At 37.0% G+C, this 18,579-nt stretch carries 13 protein-coding genes; 7 read left to right on the forward strand and 6 right to left on the reverse strand.

Going from position 1 to position 18,579, the window contains the following annotated elements; genetic code table 11:
- The first annotated feature begins 91 nt into the window (after positions 1-91).
- On the forward strand, positions 92-1,033 hold the full coding sequence (locus AB8P06_RS05960; RefSeq protein ID WP_369839236.1) for a hypothetical protein: 942 nt from the start codon (positions 92-94) through the stop codon (positions 1,031-1,033).
- 81 nt (positions 1,034-1,114) lie between these two features.
- Here the strand turns inward: AB8P06_RS05960 and AB8P06_RS05965 are convergent, their stop codons facing one another.
- Both AB8P06_RS05965 and secD read right to left on the reverse strand, forming a co-directional pair.
- Entirely contained in the window at positions 1,115-2,338 is a 1,224-nt protein-coding gene (locus tag AB8P06_RS05965) for a TCR/Tet family MFS transporter (protein WP_369839239.1), read from the reverse strand.
- Positions 2,339-2,583: 245 nt separating this feature from the next.
- Complete coding sequence (gene secD, locus AB8P06_RS05970; RefSeq protein WP_369839242.1) at positions 2,584-5,493, reverse strand: protein translocase subunit SecD; 2,910 nt, start codon at positions 5,491-5,493, stop codon at positions 2,584-2,586.
- A 217-nt stretch (positions 5,494-5,710) separates the two neighbouring features.
- Here secD and AB8P06_RS05975 point away from each other — a divergent pair, with 217 nt between their 5' ends.
- Positions 5,711-7,072, forward strand: coding sequence for a PQQ-dependent sugar dehydrogenase (locus tag AB8P06_RS05975; RefSeq protein ID WP_369839245.1), 1,362 nt, complete (start codon positions 5,711-5,713; stop codon positions 7,070-7,072).
- A gap of 305 nt (positions 7,073-7,377) precedes the next feature.
- On the opposite strand, the gene hemN is transcribed toward AB8P06_RS05975, so the two are convergent.
- From hemN to AB8P06_RS05995, 4 genes are all read right to left on the reverse strand, one after another.
- Entirely contained in the window at positions 7,378-8,736 is a 1,359-nt protein-coding gene (gene hemN, locus AB8P06_RS05980; protein ID WP_369839248.1) for an oxygen-independent coproporphyrinogen III oxidase, read from the reverse strand.
- Positions 8,737-8,827: 91 nt separating this feature from the next.
- On the reverse strand, positions 8,828-9,739 hold the full coding sequence (locus AB8P06_RS05985; RefSeq protein WP_369839251.1) for a sialate O-acetylesterase: 912 nt from the start codon (positions 9,737-9,739) through the stop codon (positions 8,828-8,830).
- 78 nt (positions 9,740-9,817) lie between these two features.
- Entirely contained in the window at positions 9,818-10,831 is a 1,014-nt protein-coding gene (locus AB8P06_RS05990; protein WP_369839254.1) for a WD40/YVTN/BNR-like repeat-containing protein, read from the reverse strand.
- A gap of 54 nt (positions 10,832-10,885) precedes the next feature.
- Entirely contained in the window at positions 10,886-12,415 is a 1,530-nt protein-coding gene (locus AB8P06_RS05995) for an APC family permease (RefSeq protein ID WP_369839256.1), read from the reverse strand.
- 163 nt (positions 12,416-12,578) lie between these two features.
- Here AB8P06_RS05995 and pnuC point away from each other — a divergent pair, with 163 nt between their 5' ends.
- The 5 genes from pnuC (at position 12,579) to AB8P06_RS06020 (ending at position 18,566) form a co-directional block, all read left to right on the forward strand.
- Entirely contained in the window at positions 12,579-13,247 is a 669-nt protein-coding gene (gene pnuC, locus AB8P06_RS06000; RefSeq protein WP_369839258.1) for a nicotinamide riboside transporter PnuC, read from the forward strand.
- Positions 13,248-13,251: 4 nt separating this feature from the next.
- On the forward strand, positions 13,252-13,917 hold the full coding sequence (locus tag AB8P06_RS06005; protein WP_369839261.1) for a hypothetical protein: 666 nt from the start codon (positions 13,252-13,254) through the stop codon (positions 13,915-13,917).
- Between the two features lie 90 nt (positions 13,918-14,007).
- Positions 14,008-14,775 (forward strand): diaminopimelate epimerase, encoded by a 768-nt coding sequence (dapF, locus tag AB8P06_RS06010; RefSeq protein ID WP_369839264.1) that lies wholly within the window; start codon positions 14,008-14,010, stop codon positions 14,773-14,775.
- A 29-nt stretch (positions 14,776-14,804) separates the two neighbouring features.
- Complete coding sequence (mltG, locus tag AB8P06_RS06015) at positions 14,805-15,830, forward strand: endolytic transglycosylase MltG (protein WP_369839267.1); 1,026 nt, start codon at positions 14,805-14,807, stop codon at positions 15,828-15,830.
- 168 nt (positions 15,831-15,998) lie between these two features.
- Positions 15,999-18,566, forward strand: coding sequence for a TonB-dependent receptor domain-containing protein (locus AB8P06_RS06020; RefSeq protein ID WP_369839270.1), 2,568 nt, complete (start codon positions 15,999-16,001; stop codon positions 18,564-18,566).
- The last annotated feature ends 13 nt before the right edge of the window (positions 18,567-18,579 follow it).

Here is an 18,579-nt window from a genome sequence, read left to right on the forward strand (position 1 = left end):
GTTTAGTGTTAATAAATAATTAATTCTAATTTAAGGGAATTATATTTTCTTTTTTATTAAATTTAGTCCACCAACATTAAATATTTTAACTATGAAAAAATTATTGACCTCCTTTAAGGTGCTTGCCGTGTTTGCGGTATTATCACTGAACAGCTGTCAGGATGAAAACAGGGATAGTTTTCAGGAAAGCGCTTCCAAAACATCAGTTGCCGATCTGAAAAGGGAGCTTACTCCTTCTTCTCAATCTATTCCGGATGCTGTACAAACTCAGTTGAATGACACCAGGAAAAATCTTGAAGCTCAACTTAAAAATGATTTACAGATTACCGGAATGACGGTTTTAGGAAAGCTTACCTCGCAAAAAGGAATTTCTGTTTCCCAGGATGTGGTTTCCGATAAAGCTAATACAATTGCTTATGGTAACATCATGGATGCTTCATCTGTGAAGATCGGGAAAATGGGGAATTTATATTCGGGAGAAGATTTGTCTGCCGCTCAGAAAGGTTTGAAAGAAGTCGTTGCGCAGGAAGTAAAAACAGGCACGGAAGTTATGGAGATTACATGGACTTACAAAGGTGAAAATTTTACATCTCTATGTTTTTACAACAACTCAGGGATTATCTGGGATAATATCATGGGCGGACTGATCATGATGAATACCAGAAGTACCAATGAGGAATCATCTGATCATACACAGGCAAAAGTAGCCTCCAAATGGTATAAGCAATGGTGGACTGCCAATTGGCTTTGGGGTTCTAAAAGAGGAGAAATCGGATATCAGATTACGATCTATTATTCAGGTTCTACCGTTTCTAATGTGGATGTAAGCGACTGGGGAAATATCAGTTTAGGCAAAGCCAAAAGCGAAAGCAAAGTAATTAAAAAAACCGGAGCTTACGGACAGTGCAGATATGCTCTCGGGCTATGTACACCTGTCGGTTCTTTAAGCTTTAATTCCACTAATTTTTCGGTATCATTCTCAGGATTGGGAAGCAATATCGTAAGTAACGGGACAAAATCTCTTTATCCTTAATTACATTTCTTCAACTCAATTATATTTCAACTCAAATCGGGGAATCAAATTTGATTCCCCGATTTTTTATTTTAAATTAAATTATTTCTTAATCTCTTTTTTCTGAAATGCATAATAAGTGATCACCACACTTATTGACATCAGTACAAAAGCCAGGAAGAACGGCGCTCCCGAAAACTTGAACGGTGCTTCATCATGCGTAAAATAATAGAATAAATTGGTCATCATCGGAGGTCCTATAATCGCAGTGGCACTCATCAGGCTCGTCAATGCGCCCTGCAGTTCTCCCTGTTCATTGGAAGGAACACTCTTCGTGATTACCGACTGAAGTGCCGGACCGCAGATTCCCCCTAAACAGTAAGGCACAAGAAATGCAAACATCATCCAGCCCTGCGTAGCAAAAGCAAATAACAACATTCCGATGGCGTATAATGCCAATCCGTAATAGATACTTTTCTGCTCTCCCAGCCTTGGTGTCGTCCATCGTATTAAAAGTCCCTGCACCAATCCAACCAATAGCCCTACTACTCCAAGAGAAATCCCTACCATTCTTTCTGTCCAGCTGAATTCGTACATGGTGAAGAAGCTCCAGTTACTCTGTACAGCATGGCCTGCAACATATATTAAAATCAAAGCAACGATCAATCCTGAAATTTCAGGGTGCTTCCCTAAAAATTTAAATGACCCTACAGGATTCGCCCGCTTCCAGTCAAATTCCCTGCGTTTATCTTTATCTAAACTTTCAGGAAGAATAAAATATCCATACAGGAAATTCAGCAAACATAAGCCTGCTGCCGCATAGAAAGGAACTCTGGCTCCATAATGTCCCAATACTCCACCCAAAACCGGTCCTATAATAAATCCGAGCCCAAAGGCCGCTCCTATCAGTCCAAAGTTTTTTGCTCTGTCCTCATCTGTAGAAATATCTGCAATATAAGCACTGGCCGTTGTAACACTGGCCCCTGTAATTCCTGCAATAACTCTTCCTAAGAACAGCCACCAGATCGTAGGTGCCAAAGCCAGGAAAATATAATCCACAGCAAATCCGAAAAGGGAAATCAGAATAATGGGTCTCCGCCCATATTTATCACTCAGGTTACCGACAACCGGAGAAAATATAAATTGTGTAAAAGCATAGGCAAACCCAAGCCAGCCACCATATTGTGCAGCTTCACTTATGTCACTATGAATCAGCTCCTCAATCAATTTCGGAACTACAGGAATGATGATTCCCCATCCTGTAATATCAATCAATAACGTTATAAAAATGAAGCCTATGGCCGCTTTTTTCTTTGAATTTTCCATAATCCTGCAAAAATAGTGAAATAAAGAAAATAATGATTCTAAATTGTTGAAATAGGCGATGAGTTTAAAAGTTATGAGTTAAGAGTTATAAGTTATGAGTGAGTATAGCAATAAATAACTGCCATTGTTTTTTAATCTGCTTTTAAACTCATAATTCAAAACTCTTAACTTATAACTCTCAACTTTAGTTCAAAAAAAAGCTGCCCCATTTCTGAGACAGCTATTTATAATTTATTGTAGTTCAATTATTTTGAAGCAAGTACTTCTTTATTGGAAGTTGTTTTTCCGTGTACTTCTTCTTCTTTTCCTGTTTTCAGGAAATCATAGGCAATTGCCGAAGCAATGAATATGGATGAATAGGTACCGAATCCGATCCCGATCAACATAGCAAACATAAATCCTCTAAGGTTATCACCACCGAAGATGAAGATGGCAAGAATTACAAGGATGGTCGTAAATGAAGTGTTGAACGTTCTACCTAATGTACTTGAGATAGAGTCATCAAATAATCCTGCTAATGTTAAAGATTTCTTCTCTCTCAGGTATTCTCTGATTCTGTCGAAGATGATTACCGTATCATTAATCGAGTATCCTAAAACAGTTAAGATCGCTGCAATGAAATCCTGGTTGATCTCCATGTTGAACGGCATGAATTTGTGAAGCAATGAATAGGCTCCCAAAATGATTACCGCATCGTGGAATAATGCTGCAACAGCACCAAGAGAGAACTGCCATTTTCTAAATCTTACCAGGATATAGATGAAGATACCTGCTAATGCAGCAACAACTGCAAGGATACCGTGAGTTTTAATATCATCCGCTACCGTTGGTCCTACTTTTTCTGAAGAGATGATTCCTGCATGTTCTTTATCAGCAGATTTGAAATCACGTAAAGTAGTATTGGCCGGTAAGCTTGTCTTTAAACCTTCATATAGCTTTTGCTCAACAGTCTGGTCGGCTTTTAAAGACTCATCATCAATCAGATAATCTGTAGAGATTTTCAGTTGTTTTGCATTTCCGAAAGTTTTAGCTTCTACGGAAGAGTTTTTACCGTCTTCTGTTTTGAAAACTTTTACTAAGTTACTTTCAATATCTTCAGCATTTACATCTTTATCAAATCTTACCACATAGTTTCTACCTCCTGTAAAGTCGATACCGTATTTGAAACCGTGAATAAACATAGATCCAAGGCTGATAACCGTTAATATTGCAGAAATAATATAAGCATATTTTCTTTTTCCGATGAAGTCGATCCACGTATTTCTGAATAGATTTTTCGTTGGAGCTGTCCAGACAGAAAGGTGTTTTCCTTTATTTAATCTTGAGAAGATCATTGCTCTGGAGATCAATACCGAAGTAAAGAAAGTCATTAGGATACCAATTCCTAAAGTTAAAGCAAATCCTTTGATAGGTCCGGTTCCGAAAAGGAAAAGTACTCCTGCAGTTAGTAATGTTGTTAAGTGACCATCTACAATAGCACTTAAAGCATGTTTGAAACCGTCTTTATAAGCTTCTAATATACTCTTACCTGCAAATAATTCCTCTTTAGTTCTTTCATAGATAATTACGTTCGTATCTACCGCCATCGCCATCGTTAATACGATACCTGCGATACCGGGAAGGGTAAGCGTAGCATCTACGGAATCCATAATTCCGAAAATATAGAATAAGTTGATGATCATTGCGATTACAGCGTACACCCCTGCTCCTCCGTAATAGAAAATGATATAAACAATGATCACTAAAAATGCAATCGCAAAAGAGATCATCCCTGCGTTGATAGATTCCTGTCCTAATGAAGGTCCTACAACGGTAGCCTGAACTACTTTTGCACCTGCAGGTAGTTTACCCGCTCCTAAAACGTCAACCAGTTCTTTAGCTTCTTCCTGAGAGAAGTTACCTGAGATCTGAGTTCTACCGTTAGGAATAGCGTTTACAACATTCGGTGCTGTGTATACTCTGTTATCAAGAGTTACAGCTACCGGCTTACCAACGTTTTTCTCTGTTAAAGTTTTCCATTCTTTAGCTCCTTTGGAATCCATCTGCATGTCTACCACTACTCTGCTCAGCTCATCATAGCTGATGCTTGCAGTTTCAACAGCACCGTCTACCGGAGCTTTCTGGTTGATGTTACCTCTGATCGCATACAATACCAAACTTTCAGTATCAGTAGCTTCAGGTTTGTAACCCCACATGAATTGTGTATATTTAATGTTAGCCGGACGTAAAGACTGACCTACTTTGCTGCTTAAAATTTTATTTACAGCAGCAGTATCAGAAAGTTTTACGTTAGCAACACCATTTGTTCTTAACTTGTCAAGGTGCAAAAGATTCATAAAGTTGGTTGTTTTCGCAACACCCATAGAATCACCTTTTGCTGCTACCATTGTAGTCAATGTCTGGAAATATGGCGCTATTTCAGGAACCTGCTGTACTTCCCAGAACTGAAGTTTTGCAGAAGTCTGAAGCATTTTCTTCACTTTATCGATGTCCTTCATACCCGGCATTTCCACAGAAATTCTTGCAGTACCCGGTACTCTCTGAACGTTTGGCTGCACAGCACCCATTTTATCGATTCTCGTTCTGATCACTTCAAAGGCAGTTCCTACAGAAGCATCAATTCTTCTTTTTACAATACTTTTTACCTGATCATCAGTGGTATTGTATTTGATTTCAGTAAGCGTGGTGTTTCCGAAAACTTCCGGATCTGCCAGCTTAAGATTGGTACCTTTAGCTTTGTTTACTGCATCAAACTGTTCGAAGAAATTGTCGATGTAAGATTTTGTAGAATTCTTCTGAGCTTCATCAGTCTTGTTTAAAGCCTCGATAAGTACAGGATTGGTAGAATAATTTGTTAAATCATTTACCAGGTCTCTTTGGTTAATTTCCAAAAGAACGTTAATCCCTCCTTTCAAGTCAAGACCGAGTTTCATCTCTTTGTCTTTCGCTTTAGAGTAATAAAGTTTTGTGAATCCCAGATTCAAAGTATCTTTAGAAAGTCTGGCAATTTCTTTCTGATACTTTTCCGGATTGTCTCCTGCAATAGCAGTTGCCTGCTTTTCAATTTTGCTGGCGTACCAAGTTGGTAATAGCTCATTTAAGCAAATCAACCCTAGTACAATAGCAACAATTGTAATAAGTCCTTTTCCTTGCATTTTGTTATAACTACGTTAAATTAAGTCGGCAAATATAATGATTTTCTTTATATTTTATGAACATTTAACAACAGAAATCGTTTATTTTCAGATATATCGGCATCCTGACTTCTATTTAAGATTTATCAATATTTGCAACCTATTTTAACAGAATTTATAAATTTTAATTGGTATGAAATTTTCATTCCTAATTCAATACCTTAAATATCAAAATATTATGAAAAAACTACTTTTTACAGCAAGTGTTTTTTCTTCCTTAATCCTTAATTCTCAAAGTATTAATTTGGAAGAATTTGCAAGCGGATTCACGAGTCCCGTCGAGATTACCAACGCCAATGACAGCCGGTTGTTTGTCGTACAGCAGGATGGAAAGATAAAGATCTTACAACCCAACGGAAACGTTGTTCCCACCAGCTTTCTGGACATCAGCTCCAAAGTGAATTATGGCGGGGAAAGAGGACTTCTGGGATTGGCATTCCACCCGCAATACTCGACTAACGGGTATTTTTTTGTTTATTATAACAATACTGCCGGAAATATCATTGTCGCGAGATATACGGTAACTTCCGACCCGAATGTAGCAGATGCAGCATCAGAAAAAATCTTACTGAACATTCCCAAACCATTTGCCAATCATAATGGCGGAAGCATTCATTTTGCACCGGACGGAAACTTATGGATTGTAACCGGAGACGGCGGAAGCGCGGGCGATCCGAATAATAATGCCCAGAATAAAAATTCACTTCTCGGAAAAATGCTCAGAATCGATGTAAACGCTACAGGTGCATATAATATTCCTGCCGGAAATCCTTTTGTAGGCGTTGACGGTGCGGATGAAGTATGGTCTTATGGTCTTAGAAATGCCTGGAAATGGTCTTTTGACCTCACTACCGGCAATGTGATGATTGCAGATGTGGGACAGGGGAATATTGAAGAAATCAATAAAATGCCGATCACCCAGGCGGGAATCAATTACGGATGGCGCTGCTATGAAGGCAATGACGCTTATAACACTTCCGGGTGTGCAAGTGCCGCTACAATGACCTTTCCAATAGCTGTTTATGATCATTCCGGGGGAAAATGTTCCATTACCGGAGGTTATGTTTATAGAGGAAGCCTCTATCCCGCCCTACAGGGAAAATATTTTTTCGCAGATTACTGCTCTACACAAATCGGAATTCTTAATTCTGATAACTCAATCACCTGGACTCCGGCGTATAGCGGAAATAATTTTTCAACTTTCGGACAAGACAGCCAGAAAGAGCTGTATGTAGCTGCTGTGAACAACGGAAAAGTATATAAAATCACCACAGGTTCATTATCTGCACAGGAAAGTAACAGTTTAAGCCAGATCAGAATCCATCCGAATCCGGCATCGGAAAAAATCTTTATTGAAGGATTGAAGGACAAAAAAGTATCGGCAGAAATCATCAGTGCAGAGGGAAGAAAAATTTTGGAAAATGTCCCAATCAATAATGATAACAGCATTGATATTTCAGGAATTCCGGCAGGGGTTTATTATATCAATCTTAAATCAGGAGAATTGAAATCTTACAGCCAGAAAATAATTATTAAGTAACTACAAGCTTTATAAATTAAGATAACTATATACCTTTTACACTTATTTTTTTCTTGCTTCTTTGATCGGTTTTTATCGCAAAGAAAATGATGAGTCGAGCCTATTAAGATGAGCAAAGTTTTTAATCTATTAAAATAGATTTTCAAAAGAATGCTTCATAGCAGTTTTACTGCTTTTCTTTGCTTTTCTTAAAATATCGCAATCGGATTTTAAAAGCTTTGCGTTAATAAAAAAATGATGAGTGTAAAATGATATATAGTTGCCTAAATTAAATAAAAAAGCGATTCAGTACGAATCGCTTTTTATTATATCGTCATCGAGAAAATTCTGGTCTCAGGCTTATTTCTCATCATTCTGAGGTCAAAAACCATTGCTACATTTCTCGTAAAGGCTCTTCCTTTTTCTGTAATTTTTATCTGACGGTCATTAATTTCAACCAGTTCATCTTTTTCCATTTCCTTCAGCATTTCCAAAGCATTTTTCAGCTCAGGGAAAGAACTCTGAATATCCCAGGTTGTTTCAAGCTGACACATTAAATTCAGGATATGTCTTCTTACAATGAGGTCTTCCTGGCTCAGGATATGTCCTTTTACTACAGGAATTTCCCCTTCTTCAACAATCTTCTGGTATTCTTCCACTGTTTTTACATTTTGGGCAAAAGCATACCATGAATCTGAAATGGCAGACATTCCAAGTCCCACCATCAACTGGGTTTTGCTCGAAGTATAGCCCATAAAATTACGGTGAAGCTTTTTCTGAATTAAAGACTGGTACAGATCATCATGTTCTAAAGAAAAATGATCCATCCCCACTTCAATATATCCTAAACTTTCCAGGAGTTTTTTTCCGTCTTCATATAAACGTCTTTTTTCTTCTCCGCTCGGTAAGTCATTTTCATCAAAACCTCTTTGCCCTACTCCTTTTATCCACGGTACGTGTGCATATGAATAAAATGCAAGCCGGTCCGGTTTCAGTTCCAGTGTTTTTCTGATCGTATGTTCCATGGCATTCCAATGCTGATGCGGAAGCCCGAAAACAAGATCATGGCTGATCCCTCTGTACCCGATTTCTCTTGCCAGTTCCGTTACTTCTTTTACCTTTTCAAAAGGCTGGATTCTGTTGATTGCCTTCTGAACTTTCGGATCATAATCCTGGACCCCGAAGCTTACTCTTCTGAAACCTAAATCATATAAGGTCTGTAAATGCTCTCTGGTTGTATTATTCGGATGACCTTCAAAAGAAAACTCAGGATGCTCTGCAATCTCAACGGTTGCAAAAATCCCTTCCAATAAGGTTTTTAAATTTTTAGGTGAGAAAAATGTAGGGGTTCCGCCACCTAAGTGAAGCTCCTTCAGTTTCGGTTTTTCATTAAAAAGCTGAAGATAAAGCTGCCATTCTTTTAAAACACTTTCAAGATAAGGTGTTTCAACGCTATGCTGTTTCGTGATACGCTTATGACAGGCACAAAACGTACATAATGCCTCACAGAAAGGCAGGTGAATATAAATAGAAATTCCTTCTTCCGGGTTGGTTTCATGGAAAGACCTTATCACACTTTCTTTCCATTTTTCAGGAGAAAATGTAGTTTCGTCCCAATAAGGAACAGTAGGATAAGACGTATAACGCGGTCCGGGAATATTATATTTATCTATTAAAGAATTCATTTTAAATTTTTATCAAACGCATGAAATTCAAAAAGCAAATTTCATTTTACAAAATTACTCATAACTTCTGAATTTTAAATCATGAATTATATTAGGGTTTATTTTCGAAATTTATAATCAGTCTAAATACCTCTTCTGCAAAATTTTTTCCAAGGTCTATATATCCCGCACTATCGTAATGCCACGGGTCGTTTCCGTAATTATATTTCTTTGTTGAGCGTACGATGGCTGCATTTTTATCATTTTTCGCAAATTGCTCCTGGGCATATTGTACCAGCTCTCCCCTTGCCCATACTTTTCCTGTTTTATCTTTCCCGGAATCAGAAATCTTTCCGATGACAACCGGCAGATCATCAGTAAGTAATGTTGCCCGCATCTGGTTCATTAAGATTTTCAGATGCCCGTAATAGTTATTGGCAATTTCTTCGCTATAACTGGCATCTCCTTCGCCCTGCATCCAGATAATACCGGAAGGAATAATCTCATCCTTCTTTCCGTTTCCGTCGATATCGGTTTCTGATAAAGCATTTTTTACGGTTTTCAGAAAATGATCGTATTGATTAATCCCGTTTTTACCATGAAAATCTGCATCCCAACATCCGAAGCCTGCTTTGGCAAGACTGTCTATTGAAGTTCCTTCTCTTGCATATTTGATCAGGGCAATTTTATCATTCGGGAAAAGCTCTTTTATTCTTTTTGCAAATGAAAGCTCAGGTCCGAATCTGTCTGAAAGTGTGTTGGTTTTTCCATTGGTTTTAAATCCTGTTCCGTTTCCCGGCTTCAAAACGTCCCATTTCCCTGTTCCTCCGTTCAGATCTCCGTCAGGAACTGAATTTCCCTGAAAAATATAAACATCTTTAAAGGTTTTCAAATCATTGGGCAGGTCTTTATTATACCCGAAACCATTCATATTGGACTGACCGGCTAAAATAAAAACCCTTATTTTCTGACTGTACCCTAAAATGGGAAGAATCAGAAGAAGAAATATTTTTAAACTTTTCATGAAGGAATTTTATTCAAAAGTAAACTGAAGATTATTAAATCAAACGGGATTTACAGAGATATACTCTATCCTGAACATTTAAAATTTTAATTTCATAACCGCAATTCTGTCTTTTCCTGCGAAAACAACTGTATTTTCATCCGACCATGCACAAACATAAAGATTTTTCTCATCTGAAATTTTCTTCCATGTTTTACCGAAATCGGAAGAATAGCTGATGTGCTGGTCGCCGACTGCTATGATTTCTTTTCCTTTTGATCCGGGACGTATCTTCACACAGGTTGTATAGCCTGCGTTCTGTCCGGAAGCCTGTACCTGCCAGCTTTTTCCACCGTCATTTGTAGTTGCGATATTATTTACGTTATCTGGCTGTTTGGTGTAATCTCCTCCTACGGCAATTCCAAACTGATCTTCATAAAAATCTATGGAATACATCCCCTGGGAAGATTCTCCCTGAATAAAAGGTGTTGTAAAAACCTCAAATTTTTGAGTCTTAAAGTTTAACCTCAAAATTCTCGAAGCTTTACCACCTGTTGCAATCCATAAATAATTTTTTGAGGTGGCAATATTGGTATTACTGGCTGCAAAGGCTGCTTCGCCTTCATTCAGTTTCAGGTTATAATTGGGGATACTCCATTTTCCTTTTTCATAAACCGCCAGCTTAAGATCATTATCCTTATCCGCATCACTGAAAGTATAGGCCAGTTTATCGTTAACAAAATGTAATGCATCGTAAAATGCTGTTTTCACGGTATCGGTAAATACAATTTGTGATTTCAGATCTTTTTTATCAATCCTAAAAAAGTAAGCCGGGCTTCCAACATTAATGGTATAAAAGGAATTTTTATCCTGCCCCAAAGTCCGGAATTCAAGGTTTTTATCTGACAGTGTGATCTGTTTCTGCTTTTTTTGATCTTTAAGATCTACGTACCCAAGCTTTGAGCCCGTTCCGCTGTACCAGACCTTTCCGTCGTAAAGTTCAAGGGCACGAATGCTTATTTTATCATTTAACAGAGTTGTAAAACTTTCCACCTGCTGTGCAAATGTAAATATCCCTGACAATGAGAGCAAAAATGGTAATATCTTTTTCATAATAACAAAAATAAAAAATCCACAGAATTCTGTGGATTTTTGAGCTTATATTTTTTATAAATCTAAATCAGGTTTTTCTAATGGCTCCTGTTCTGCTTTGAACGTTTCACCATAACCGCCATTTTGAAGTTTAGAATGTTTTTTACTGTATAGGAAATAGATAAAAAATCCGATAACCAACCATCCCAGAGAATACATCTGAGCTTCTTTACTCAGGTTGATGATCAGGTAAATATTGATCGCAATACCTAAACATGCGATTAAAGGTAAAGCCGGAACTTTAAAGTTTCTTTGTAAGTTAGGTTCTTTTACTCTTAATACCCAAACCGCTACACAAACCATTGTAAATGCGAACAATGTTCCGAAACTGGTCATGTGTGCCAAATCGTTAATTGGAGTTAAAGAAGCAATCACAGAGATTACAATTCCTAAAATAATAAGGTTTTTGGTAGGAACCCCTGTTTTAGGGTTTACTTTTGAGAAAGTTGCAGGGATAAGACCGTCTTTAGACATTCCTAAGAAAATTCTGGATTGTCCCATAATCATTACCATTAATACAGAAATTAATCCAATCGTAGCTGCAATGGTGATGATATAACCTGCCCAGGCCTGGCCTGCAATATCAAATGCATAGGCTACAGGAGCTTTAATGGCATCAGGATATTTTCCAAGCGGGTTGAAATCTGTATAATGCATCATTCCCGTTAATACCAAAGAAACTAAGATATATAAAAGCGTACAGATCACTAATGAAGCAATAATGGCAAAAGGTACATCTTTTTTAGGGTTAATAGCTTCCCCTGCCTGAGTGGAAACCGCATCGAATCCTACGTAAGCAAAGAAAATAGCGGATGCTCCTGCTACAACTCCGGCGACACCGTAGGCTGAATGTGAAACTCCGTTTTCAGTAATTACTGTGGGTTGAGGAATAAAAGGAGTCCAGTTGTCAGTATTGATAAAGAAAACTCCCGCAATAATTACGAAAATAATCGCAGAAACTTTAAGGATTACAATGAAGTTATTCGCTTTGGCAGCACCTTTTGTACCTCTGACCAAAATGGAAATTACAAATAAAACAATCAAAAATGCGGGTAAATTCATTGAAAAACCAGAGTTTCCGGCAGCCAGATAAGTCTGCGGATCTGTTGTAAGCCAGGCCGGGAGGTGTAAACCGAACATCTTGAGGAGCTTACTGAAGTATCCGGACCAGGAAACGGCGACCGTCATAGATCCCATCGCATACTCTAAGATTAATCCCCATCCGATGATCCAGGCAAAAATTTCACCTACCGTTCCATATGCATACGCATAAGCTGATCCTTCTACCGGAAGTATGGATGCAAATTCTGCATAACACAAGGCAGCAAATACACAGGCGATCCCTGCAATTACAAATGATAAAGCTAATGCAGGCCCTGCATTATAATAAGCTCCTGTTCCTGTAAGTACAAAAATTCCTCCTCCGATAATTGCTCCGATTCCAATAGCAGTAAGGCTCCATTTTCCGAGAACGCGCTTCAACTGGCTCTTTTTGATATCAGCTTCATAGGCGCTCATTGGTTTTTTAACCCAAATTTTAGACATATTTTATTATTTATTAAGATTTACGAAAATATAAAAATTTTACAAACCTTAACGTTTATTAATAAATTTTCATCATTTATTTTACATATAAAAACTTAAAATTCTGATATAACAGTATTTAGATCATTTTCAGATGTCTTAATTTTTATTTATTTTTGATCACATGAATTTATACGATCTTTTCGTAAAACCGTATGAGACCTATACCGATTTACAAATCCTGCTGGAAGCCTCCGGGACTTTCTTCGGAATCCTGAGCGTTTATTTTTCTATTAAAAAAAACATCTGGGTCTATCCTACCGGTATCATTTCTACTTTAATATATGTTTACATACTTTTCAATTTCGGATTGCTGGGTGATTGTATGATCAATGTTTATTATACGGCAATGAGTATTTACGGCTGGATACTGTGGGCTAAAAATTCAGAAGACCATGTGCATGTAGAAGTTACCTGGGCAAGCAGGAAAGAATGGGTGTTTGCAGGTTTTCTTTTTATCATCAGTTTATTATTAGTTACCCTTATATATTATTACAAACCTTATATTGACAATCATTTCTCAATGGAAGGAACAAGCCTGGGATTATATCATCTGGATTGGGCCAACTGGCTGGATGTTTTCACCACTTCTATTTTTTTAGTGGGCATGTGGTTTATGGCCAAACAGCGCATTGAGAACTGGATTTTCTGGATCATCGGTGATTTTATCTGCATGCCTATGATGATTTTTAAGGGGCTTGGAATCACTTCGGTTCAATATTTGGTATTTACTATAATGGCGATCATAGGATACGTCAATTGGAAAAAAAGTTTTAAAGAAAAAAGTCAGTAAGATCATGAAAAATTTATTAAAAATAGCATTCAGTATTTTCACTATAGCTAGTTTAACATCCTGTCTTGCATATTCAGACGGATATGCAAATAGCGGATACGGAGATCCGTATTATAATAACGGATATTATTATGCTCCGCAGGGTTATTACGGAAGCGGCGGCTATTGGGGTAACGACGGTTACTATTACAGGAATGATGTCAATTATTATTATGACAACGGGGTTCCTTATTACTATTACGGAAATAGTGGAAATAACCGTAGAAAAGTGTATGTAGAAAGAAGAGAAACGGTTTCTCAGAGACCGGCTAACGGACTTCGTAATACTTCAACCAATAACAGTAATTATAACAACAGTAATTATAATAACAATAGTTATAATAACAGGTCTAATAACAGAAGTAACAACGGAGGTTTCAGAAATTCCAATTCAAATTCCAACAGGAATCAGAATAATCAGGGAAGCGGTTACAGAAATCCGGCTCCACAACAAAATAACAACCAGAGACCTCAGAACAGTAACAATGGTAGCGGATTCAGAAACAGTAATTCCAATTCCTCTGGAAGTTCAAACAACTCAAATAACTCAGGAAGCGGATTCAGAAATAATTCGTCGCAGAATAGCCAACAGAACAATTCTTCCGGCTCTGGCAGCGGATTCAGAAAATAATCATTCTAAATAACAAAACGAATAGTTCACGCTGTTCGTTTTTCTTTTAAATATTAGTAATTTTGCAAGTCAATTTTTTAGAGAAAAAACATGGAATTTTATAAATATCAGGGCACAGGAAACGATTTTGTAATGATCGACAATCGTGACTTACAGTTTCCGAAAAACAGAGAAATTATTGAAAAGCTTTGTGACAGACGTTTTGGGATTGGTGCAGACGGTCTGATTTTATTGGAAAATGATGATCATTATGATTTCAAAATGGTGTATTACAATTCAGACGGCGGCGAAAGCACCATGTGCGGAAACGGGGGAAGATGTCTTGTGGCATTTGCCTTTTTTCTGGATATTTTTGAAGACAAGTGTACATTTATCGCTATCGACGGTGAACATGAAGCTGAAATTCACAACGGAATTATCAAACTAAAAATGATTGATGTAAATGCCATTTCTGCTGACGGAAATGATACGGTAATGAACACCGGATCTCCGCATTATGTAAAATATGTGGAAGATTTGGTTAATTATAATGTTTTTGCACACGGTAACAGCATCAGAAATTCTGAAAATTATAAAGAAAAGGGAATCAATGTCAATTTTGTTGAAAAAATTACAGATGATGAAATTTTCGTAAGAACCTATGAACGAGGCGTTGAGGATGAAACTTTCAGTTGCGGAACAGGAGTTACGGCTTCGGCTTTAACTTTTCTGCAAAATAACAATCTAATTTCCGTAAAAGTTAAAACGTTAGGCGGAAACCTTAAAGTTTATGCTGAAAAGAATGGAGATTCTTTCCAAAATATCTGGCTCGAAGGTCCTGCAAAACAAGTCTTCAAAGGTAAGGTAGACTTGGTTTAAACAAAAAACTTTTAATCAATTTTTAAATAATGAAAAAAGCTATTCTCATTATCGTACTGCTTATTGTCGTAGTGGCAGGATTTTTTGGTTTGAGATTTTACAATACCTATTATGGTAATAATGTAGAAAAAGACGGGTATGTACTGATTCCTCATCATGCAGGCTTCAGGCAGATCCTCGATTCTGTTGCCCCGTATATCAAAAACAAAGAATCATTTGAAGCTGTGGCAAAAGATAAAGGCCTTGAGCAGTCTTTTAAAGCCGGACGGTATCACTTTCAGAAAGGAACGGGAAATACCAACCTTGTCAATATGATCAAAGCCGGAAATCAGACCGAAAATACTTTCAGGATCGGAGATTTTGGAGATATCTATCAGATGGTGGGAAAAGTAACCAAAAAGACAGAGCTCGATTCATTACAGTTCGTTAATGATCTTAACGGAATTGCCACTGAAAAAGGGTATAAAAATGCAGAAGATCTGAAAAAATATTTTTTCATAGACAGTTATAATTTTTTCTGGACGGTAACACCTAAGGAATTTTTCAAAAAATTCGATGATCAATATAATAGCTTCTGGACTTCTGAAAGAAAGAATGAAGAACAGAAATCCGGTCTTACGAGAGATCAGATTTATGCATTGGCTTCTATTGTTTATAAAGAATCGGGAGGCAAGAAAGATGAAATGAAAACGATCGCAGGATTATATTTAAACCGGTACAGAAAAGGAATGAAATTACAATCCGATCCGACGGTTATCTACGCGATCAATAAACAGACAAATTTTAAAGAACCGATCAAAAGAGTTTTTTATAAGCACCTTTCCACACCTTCACCTTATAATACTTATGCCAACGCAGGTATTCCGCCGGGGCCGATATGTATTGTAGATAAAAATTCTGTTGATGCAGTTTTAAATGCAGAAAACAACAACTATATATTCATGTGTGCCGATCCTGCAAGGTTCGGATATCACAAATTCACAGCAAGCGCTGAAGAGCATGCCATCAATGCAAAAGCTTATCAGGACTGGCTCAATTCAAAAAATATAAAATAAAAAATAAATTTAACTTTATTTTAACAATCTGACAATTAACATTTAGTATTTAAACGCGACATATATACTATAAATAATAAATTAATCGTAATATTTTGAAATTTAAACCATTAACAATTTCATAATATTAGGAATTATCCTTTCACGATTTTACACAAAAAATACCTTATGAATCAGACGGAAATCATTAACATTTTCACAAAAAAAACCTTAGGGCTTACTTTTGTACTTTCGGCAGCAGCATTTGCTTTTGCTCAGCAGAAGGTAGGTATTTCAGGATCGGTTGTCAACAAAAACAATCAGCCCGTTCCTTATGCATCAGTTACATTCAGTAATAAAGAAAATAAATTATTCAGTGATGCTACGCTTACCGATGAGAAAGGCCAGTACAAGCTTGATCTTGCTCCCGGAAATTATGATATCACGGTTGAAGCAATCGATTACAAGAAAAGTTTAATTAACAAGCAAATTACTGCTGCAGGAAATATCGGGGCATTATCTATCGAGCCGGAAAAAACCACTACCAATCTTAAAACCCAGGATATCCAGGGTGTAACGATTACGGTACAGGCGAAACCTTATAAGGTAGAACTTGATAAGAAAACCTATGACCCATCACAGGATATCATCAGTAAAGGTGGGAATTTACAGGATGTTTTATCCAATGTTCCGTCTGTTGAAGTAGATACTGATGGTACAGTGTCTATGAGAGGGAGCAGCAATGTAAAATTCCTGATCAATGGTAAACCTTCTGCTCTTTTAGGGATTTCTGAAGGGAGCAATGCTTTACAAAGTATTCCTGCAGACCAGATTGAGAGAATCGAGGTGATCACCAACCCGTCTTCAAAGTTTGAAGCTTCCGGTACTTCCGGTATTTTAAATATTATTTTAAAGAAAAGTAAAAAAGTAGGTTTCAACGGGAGCGTAATCGGGACGTTGGGTTATCAGCCCAGAACCAATCTAAATGCTAATTTAAGCTGGAGAAAAAATAAACTGACCTGGTTTTTAAATGGCGGTGGCGGTTACAGTGAATCTACAACAACCAACAGAAACAGTAATCAGAATTATGATTTAAATAAACCTCTTCAGCTATTAAGATCTGATCAGGAAACTAAAAATAAAAATTACTTTAAAAACTACAATGCAACTGCCGGATTAGTTTATGATCTGGATGATAAAAACTCTTTCAATTTATCTGCCACAGTAAGAACATTTGACGGAGAAACTGATGGCAAACTTAATTATAATTATCTCTTCAACTATCCTCCTTTTCCTAACCCTTATACATTAAGAACAAGTGATGGAAATAACAATAACTTAGCTTTTCAGGGAGATTTAGGTTGGGATCATAAATTTGATGATAAAGGGCAGAACTTATCTGTATCATTAAGTCTTCAGCGAAACAGAAGTAACAATTATACTGATATTTATCAAGAATCGAATTTTATCATTGATCCCAATGCTATCGTCCCACAGATGAGTTATGAACTAAGCAATAACTCTCAGTATTCCCTTACAAAGTCTGTCATTGGTAAAATAGATTATGAGCTTCCTCTTGGTGAAAGTTCTAAGCTGGAAGCAGGATACAGAATTGACCGAAATGACAATTTCTATGATAATACTGCTAATCAGGCATTAGGACTAAATATTCCTTTTGAACCGCTGGAGAAATTTACCAACGTTACCAATTATGATGAATTGTTTAACGCTTTTTACTTACAGTTCCGCAGTAAAATCGGAAAATTGGGATATCAATTAGGACTTAGAGACGAGCTTTCCAATGTAAAAGTAAATTACAGAAACCTGGAAGGCAGTAATCCTATTGACGAGAACAAAACATATAATAATCTTTTTCCGAGTGTATTCTTAAGCTATGATTTAGGAAAAGACAATCAATTCCTGTTAAACTATTCCAGAAGAATTGACAGACCTCGTTCTTGGTTCTTAATTCCTTATTTCTCAATTACGGATAATCAGAATCTTTTCTTAGGAAATGTTAACTTAAACCCATCTTATGTAGATTCGTTTGAATTCGGATATAATATTTCTAAAAAGAAATTCACTTTAAACCCGACTCTTTTCTACAGAAGAACAACTGATGATGATAAAATAGTAGCTTATCAGGAAGATGAAAGAACAAATGTATATTTCACTACTCCTGTCAATTTAGGGACCAATGAACAGTATGGTCTTGATTTTAATGGAACGGCAGATGTATTCCCATGGTTAAAATTAATGGGTAATATAAGCCTGTTTGGTTATAAAACTACAGGTGTGTACACATATAATACGATTGACCTGGACGGAAATGAAGCTACAAGGACTCAACCTTATGATGGTAATGGCTTCTCTACAAGAGCAAGACTGAATGCTACATTTAAAGTAGACAAAACATTCAGTTTCCAGCTACAAGGTTTCTACAGAGGTCCGCAAAATACAGCAAGCCAGGATAGAAAAGCAATGTATGCCCTTAATTTAGGCGCTTCCAAAACCATATGGAATGGAGATGGAACAATATCATTCAATATGCAGGATATTTTCAATACCCGTTCTATGAGAAGTACAAATTATCTTGCTACGGGGATAAGAGAATCTTATATGCAATGGCAGCCAAGACAATTCTCAATTTCTTTAACCTACAAATTTAAACAAGGTGAAAAGATAGAACAGCCTAAAAAGAAAAAAGATATTAATGCTAACGACACCGGCGGAGATGAGCAAGGTGGTCCGATGTAAGAATATAACAGAC

Origin of the sequence: Chryseobacterium tongliaonense (genome assembly GCF_041224435.1) — a bacterium.
GTDB classification, from domain to species: Bacteria; Bacteroidota; Bacteroidia; order Flavobacteriales; family Weeksellaceae; genus Chryseobacterium; species Chryseobacterium tongliaoense.

Excerpts from the sequence above, each read along its gene's own strand:
- hemN (WP_369839248.1), bottom strand. The coding sequence starts at position 8,736 with ATGAATTCTTTAATAGATAAATATAATATTCCCGGACCGCGTTATACG.
- AB8P06_RS06020 (WP_369839270.1), top strand. The coding sequence starts at position 15,999 with ATGAATCAGACGGAAATCATTAACATTTTCACAAAAAAAACCTTAGGG.
- AB8P06_RS05990 (WP_369839254.1), bottom strand. The coding sequence starts at position 10,831 with ATGAAAAAGATATTACCATTTTTGCTCTCATTGTCAGGGATATTTACA.
- AB8P06_RS05985 (WP_369839251.1), bottom strand. The coding sequence starts at position 9,739 with ATGAAAAGTTTAAAAATATTTCTTCTTCTGATTCTTCCCATTTTAGGG.
- AB8P06_RS05960 (WP_369839236.1), top strand. The coding sequence starts at position 92 with ATGAAAAAATTATTGACCTCCTTTAAGGTGCTTGCCGTGTTTGCGGTA.
- AB8P06_RS05995 (WP_369839256.1), bottom strand. The coding sequence starts at position 12,415 with ATGTCTAAAATTTGGGTTAAAAAACCAATGAGCGCCTATGAAGCTGAT.
- pnuC (WP_369839258.1), top strand. The coding sequence starts at position 12,579 with ATGAATTTATACGATCTTTTCGTAAAACCGTATGAGACCTATACCGAT.
- secD (WP_369839242.1), bottom strand. The coding sequence starts at position 5,493 with ATGCAAGGAAAAGGACTTATTACAATTGTTGCTATTGTACTAGGGTTG.
- mltG (WP_369839267.1), top strand. The coding sequence starts at position 14,805 with ATGAAAAAAGCTATTCTCATTATCGTACTGCTTATTGTCGTAGTGGCA.
- dapF (WP_369839264.1), top strand. The coding sequence starts at position 14,008 with ATGGAATTTTATAAATATCAGGGCACAGGAAACGATTTTGTAATGATC.
- AB8P06_RS05975 (WP_369839245.1), top strand. The coding sequence starts at position 5,711 with ATGAAAAAACTACTTTTTACAGCAAGTGTTTTTTCTTCCTTAATCCTT.
- AB8P06_RS05965 (WP_369839239.1), bottom strand. The coding sequence starts at position 2,338 with ATGGAAAATTCAAAGAAAAAAGCGGCCATAGGCTTCATTTTTATAACG.
- AB8P06_RS06005 (WP_369839261.1), top strand. The coding sequence starts at position 13,252 with ATGAAAAATTTATTAAAAATAGCATTCAGTATTTTCACTATAGCTAGT.